A 2927-nucleotide genomic window follows, 5' to 3' on the forward strand; every position below is an offset into this window, starting at 1 on the left:
CCGAAGTTTTTCCAAGTTTCGATATGTAGTTTTATAGCATCCAAATCGGTTTTGTGGTCACCCACTAATTGAAACGCTCTCAATGTTTCTAAATAGGCTTTTTTCTTGTCGAAAGCTTCTATTTCTTCACCATTTTCTTCGTTTTTTTGCTCTTTTAATTTATCAAAATAATGATTGCAAGCTTCCTTGAATTCGGCCCAAATTTTGTCTGAATATTTTCTAGGAACGTGACCTATTTGTTTCCATTCCTCTTGAATTTTCTTCATAACAGGAGTAGTGGCAGCAAAATCGGTGCTTTCCTGAAGTTCTTTAGCTTTGGCAACAAGAGCCATTTTTTTGTTCAAATTAGTATTTTGGTCTTTTTTAATGTCTTTGTAAAACGAATTTTTGAAAGAATTAAAATTTCTAACAGCAGTTTTAAATGCTGCCCAAGTTTCTTCATTCACCTCCGATGGAACTTTTCCTGCTGAGAAAAAAGCAGTTCTCAAAGCTTCTACTTTTTCAATCTGTCCCAACCATTGCGAATGGGCATTTACTTTTTCAGTTGCCAAAACTTCAATTTTAGCTATGATTTCTTTTTTCTTTTCTAGATTTTCTAGCTCAGTTCCTCTTAAATTTTCGAACAAAACTTCACGTTTATCGTGCATTTGTTTGGTCAAATCGCTAAACTTGTTCCAAATATCATCACGATTTTCTCTCGAAACAGGACCAATATCCTCTTTCCATATTTTATGCAAATCCTGTAATTCCCGGAATGCTTTATTAATGTCGGCTTCGTTAATTAATTCTTCAACACGCGCAATAATTTTTTGTTTTTGCTCTAAATTGTGTTTAAAATCAAGGTCTCGTGCTTCTCTGTCTAAGTGTAAATAGTCATAGAAATTCTCTACGTGAAAATGATAATTGTTCCAAACGTGATTGTATTTATCTTTCGGAATTGGACCTGCATTTTTCCATCGTTCTCTTAAATCATTGAATTGCTTCAAGGTATCTTTGATGTTTTCCTGCGGATTGATGAGATCTTTTAATTCCTCAACAATCGCCAATCTGTTTTCTAAGTTTGTTTTCAGATTAGTTTGCAAACTTTTGAAATGAGTATTTTTATTATCCCTGAATAAGGAATAAAATTGATCAAATTTTGTTTTTAGCGGAGAATGATATTGAAATTCTTCATTTGCATCTGTATTTTCGGCAAGAAACTCTTCTTTTTTCTCTTCTAGAAGATGATAGTATTTTGCCAAAAACGATTTTTTAATTTCTTCAACGTGATCTTTTACCGACATCACTTTTTCGTTGGTAACCAAATTTTTCAATTCTTCAACAAGTGATTCTAAAGATAAAGTATCATAATCCAGCATCGGAATGTCGTGACGTTCTTTCAGTGTTTCATCTTCGCTTTCCTCAGCATTAGTATCGGCGATGGCGTCGATAGCTGTTTTATTGGTTGCCTCAACTGTAGTATCAACTTCTGTCAATTGCTCAGCCTGCTCTTTATCGCTCGAGTCTTCGGCAGTAGCTGTAGCATCAGTTTCGATGATTAATTCTGTTACTTCACTATTTTCAGGTTCAGCAACTCCTGTTTCTTCTAATACAATTGTATCAGGTTGGATCGTTTCGTTTGAATCGATTCCTAAATTTCCATCTGCATCAAGCAGGTTATCAGTCTTTTCTTCTAACATTTTTTCAATGTGTAAGGGTTCAATTTTTTTTTCGAATGCGAAAGATAGTAAAGGTGTAGCAAAATTCAAAGAAATTCCTTTATTTATAGTCGTTTTATGTGTAGAAGTATTTTTTGAAGGATTCATTTTACTGGTTTCCAACGATAAAGGAAACGCTTTAACCAAGATTTAAAATTCAATAATTCTTTGATTTTTTTCAGGATTTATTTAAAAAAAAAAATGGCGAGTAGCTATAAATATTTTTTTTGCTAATGGTTGGTCGCTTGGCGAAGGAGTAGATTTGAATCTAAACGCTTGAAACAGCGAGACTATCAATCCTTAACTGTTTACATCGAACTTAACCCATCACTTTGCGAACCGCCGAATACGTGACCCGCTTGGTTTATCCTGAGCGAAGCCGAAGGAATCGGTGGTGTACTCAATTTAATATTGTTTTTTTGGTTTTCATGAATGAAAATATTTGAGAGGCGCACTCCGTCAGTTACTGACAGAGCCGTCTACTCGATTGGCGGTTCGGTTATTTGGTTTCAATCAGAAGAGGTTTTGCTTTTATTCGATAATAGCCAAATATTTCTTTTATTTCATTTTTATTTAATATTGTGCATTTAGTTTCAAATTCAGCTTCTTTTTCATCCATCATTGAACGCATTAATATTAATTTAAAAACTTCGGTTTTTTTATTCAATTCAATATCAGTTCCATTTTTGTAAACAAACTTTTCATAAGCTTTCAGCATATTAAGCCAAACTTCAATTTCATTGTCAGGATTTTGATCCCGTTTAAAATTTGTAATTGTTTCTTCCAAAGAAATTTTATAGACGTCAGCAAATGATGATTGGATCTTTTTTATTTTCTCAATTTGCTTTTCAGACAATTGTTCGTGGACAATTTCATTTTGAAAGAGTTCATTTGGATTTACACTTTTAACACTTTCTTTTTCCGATTTTACTTTACGATAATATGCCAAAACAAATATGCCCAACAGAAAAATTGAAATGTAGATTATTTGATTCATTTTGATTTTCATTAAACTTTATTTTCTGTTATACGTTTTCTGTAGCTTGTAACTGACTGCCGACGTCAGTCTGTGAAAAAACTTCCATTTTGTTTCCCACAAATATAGCACAATAGTTGCATTACAAATCATCAAGCAAGCTTTTACTTATTCCAAACCTTCCACGCTTTCTCTGCCTGAAAAATAAGCATATCAAGTCCGTTTTTAGTTTGTGCACCTTGTGCTGCCGCTTT

At 33.2% G+C, this 2927-nt stretch carries 2 protein-coding genes and 1 pseudogene; all 3 read right to left on the reverse strand.

The features are described 5' to 3' along the window. On the reverse strand, positions 1-1679 hold a 1679-nt coding region (locus tag PHC28_RS17785), incomplete at its 3' end, for a DUF349 domain-containing protein (RefSeq protein WP_300103675.1). A 517-nt stretch (positions 1680-2196) separates the two neighbouring features. Further along, positions 2197-2706, reverse strand: a complete 510-nt coding sequence (locus PHC28_RS17790) for a hypothetical protein (protein ID WP_300103672.1) — start codon at positions 2704-2706, stop codon at positions 2197-2199. A gap of 131 nt (positions 2707-2837) precedes the next feature. Then, positions 2838-2927: pseudogene (aroE, locus tag PHC28_RS17795) on the reverse strand (shikimate dehydrogenase); the annotation flags it as partial.

Source organism: Flavobacterium sp. (genome assembly GCF_028712645.1).
Lineage (GTDB): Bacteria > Bacteroidota > Bacteroidia > Flavobacteriales > Flavobacteriaceae > Flavobacterium.